We start from the raw sequence: 2,068 nt of genomic DNA, 5'->3' as shown, positions 1-2,068 counted from the left end.
GTCATCGATGCGCGGCGCTCGGCGGGCGTTGGCGGCTCATCCGATACTTTAGCCTTGTTCCCTTTGCCCCGCCTGGCCGGTGTCACCATCGCTCGGTGCTTGCTGTTCGGCGCAAACACACCGTGAAAGCGCGTCAGATTCACGCGCGGCTTCGGCACCAGGGCAGCCAGTCGGGCGATGAAATCCAGTGGCTCGAAGATGACGTGCGTCGTGCCGTCTCGGTACGGCGTCTTCAGCTGGTAACGGACGTTGCCCTTCGGCGTGAGCGACAGACGCTGCTGCGCAATTGCCGGCCGACTGATGTATCGACACAACCGTTCGAGCTTCTGGCGTTGAGCCGCTCGCGCCGCCACGCCGGCGTGCAGGGAAAATCCAGCAACCTTTCCGACTCCGTCATCGAACGGCTCCTCACACGCCGGCAGCGTCTGTAGCGTGAACACCTTGCGGCCCTGTTGCGGCCCAATGGCGATGCGGTAGGTGATCGACGAACCCAGGAGCTGTTCCATCGGCCCGGCCTCAAGTTCGTCACCGGCCAGATAGCTGTTCTCCGCATCGCGCTCCAGCAACCCCTGGCGTTCGAGGTAGCGGCCGATGCGCAGCGCCAAGGCCTGGGTCAGTCGGGCAAGCTCGGCGCTGGTCGGTGCCTTCACCCAGCGGAACCGCAGCGAGCCGTCGGGACGCTCGACGTACACCCCGTCGAGGAACAACATGTGGAAGTGGACGTTGAGGTTGAGCGCGCTGCCGAAGCGCTGGATCAGGGTGACCGCGCCGGCCTGGGCCGTCCTACGTGAGAACCCCGCCTTCTTGATCAGGTGTGTGGCGATGCTACGATAGACAATGCCGAGCACCCGGCCCATGACCTCGGGGTGACTCGCGAACAAGAAGCGCAACGGAAACGGGACGCTCAACACCCACTGGCGCACCGGCTGCTCGGGAAACACCTCGTCGACCAGCAGCGCGGCGCTCTCGGCCATGCGCCGGGCGCCGCAGCTGGGGCAGAAGCCGCGACGTTTGCAGCTGAACGCGACCAGGTGCTCGGCATGACAGGTGTCGCAGCGGACTCGCAGAAACCCGTGCTCGAGACGCCCGCACTTGAGGTAGTCTTCGAACTCCTGCTCCACATACCCCGGCAAGTCCGTGCCCTGCGCCGCCAGGTGCGCCTTGAACGCGGGATAGTATTCCTCGACAAGTTGATAAAGGAGGGTGCGCTCCGGGCGGTGGCGCACATACGGCGGCGCGCCGACACCCGAACTGACTTCCCCGCCAGCCGACGAAGGCAACATAATCGCATCCTTGCGAAGTCGTCCTGCGGATCAGGGTATCAGGCTGAGTGGCTATCCCTACAAGTATTTCTTAAACGCGCTCGCCGTCACCTCCAAGCTCAGCGCGAACAGTGTCGCGAACGGCAGCACGACGAAGGCCGGGTGCAGGCTGAATGGCAGCGCCAGGTAAATCACCCAGGTGAGCACGAGCAGCGGCAAAGCCGAGCGCTTGGCCCAATGGTAAACGAAGGAACTCTCGCGTCCCCCGCCCCATCGGCGCAGATCTCGCTTCACCAGGCCGTCGACGATGGCGACCAGGGTGAACATGATGAAGACCGGTGTCGCAAGCACGAGTATGGCCAGGCGCACGGAGAACACTTGGGTCACCTGCATCGCCGCCAACACGTACTCGGCGACTGGTAGGAACACGGCATGAAGTCGTGGACGCAAACCCGACTCGCCTGATGCGGGAGGACGACCGACCCATTCGATAAAGTCGGCAACCCGCGTGACCTCGTATAGCACGTAGTACGCCCGATCGGCGACGGTCTTAGTGAACCGTGCGGGATTGGAACTGACCAAGCTGCGACCGAAGTCGTCCGCCGTCTGGCCATCAACCCCGACGGCGCCATCACGGCGCGTCATCAGGTAGGCCGTCTTCAGCCACTGGGCATCAAGATGATGGGCCAGCGACGTGAAGGCACGCTGCGGGAAGCGCTCTGCCAGCGCTGCTATCCGCAATTGTGACGTGTACATGGACACAGGTTCCTGTGCACCTGCCATGTTTCCCTCTTGCGGCTCTGATG

The 2,068-nt window shown here is 63.6% G+C and carries 2 protein-coding genes; both read right to left on the bottom strand.

Features of this window, described 5'->3' with window-relative positions; all coding sequences use genetic code 11:
• Positions 1–1,283: IS91 family transposase (locus ACESMD_RS08735; protein WP_372612283.1), on the bottom strand; the 1,283-nt coding region annotated here is incomplete at its 3' end.
• 57 nt (positions 1,284–1,340) lie between these two features.
• Positions 1,341–2,068 (bottom strand): TIGR03747 family integrating conjugative element membrane protein (locus ACESMD_RS08730; RefSeq protein ID WP_372612281.1); only part of this gene is annotated, 728 nt, incomplete at its 5' end.

It is taken from the genome of Halomonas sp. (assembly GCF_041689495.1).
Taxonomy (GTDB): Bacteria; Pseudomonadota; Gammaproteobacteria; order Pseudomonadales; family Halomonadaceae; genus Halomonas.
The sequence above is the reverse complement of the archived record's forward strand: the minus strand, read 5'-3'. Positions and strand labels throughout refer to the sequence as shown.